Source organism: Streptomyces sp. AC602_WCS936, from assembly GCF_019049125.1.
Lineage (GTDB): Bacteria > Actinomycetota > Actinomycetes > Streptomycetales > Streptomycetaceae > Streptomyces.
Genome location: NZ_JAGMUF010000126.1, coordinates 1 through 384, shown reverse-complemented (window position 1 = coordinate 384; position 384 = coordinate 1). Strand labels below are relative to the sequence as shown.

The following is a 384-nucleotide window of genomic DNA, read 5'->3' as shown; positions in this document are numbered from 1 at the left end:
CTGCACGGCACCCCGGTCACCCGGCACCCCGGCCACCCGGCCATCCGGCACCCCGGCCTCCCGGCCTCCCGGCCTCCCGGTCACCCGGCCTCCCGGTCACCCGGCTGCCCGGCCTCCCGGCTGCCCGGCCACCCGGCCCTACGGCTGCACGGCACCCCGGCCACCCCGGCCACCCCGGTCACCCGGCACCCCGGCTGCCCGGCCACCCGGCCACCCGGCCCCACAGCCTCCCGGCACCCCGGCCACCGGGCCGCCCGGCCCCACAGCCGCCCGGCACACCGGCCCCACGCCCACCCGGCACCCCGGCCGCTCCCGGCACTGCGCCGCCTCCCGATCGCGGAGCCGCCCGGCTCGGGGCGACGTGAGGGCCGCCCGCCCCCTCCC

The 384-nt window shown here is 84.6% G+C and carries 1 pseudogene; it reads left to right on the top strand.

Annotated features, from left to right (window positions below):
* Window positions 1–384, top strand: a pseudogene (locus tag KUM03_RS39385) (hypothetical protein); the annotation flags it as partial.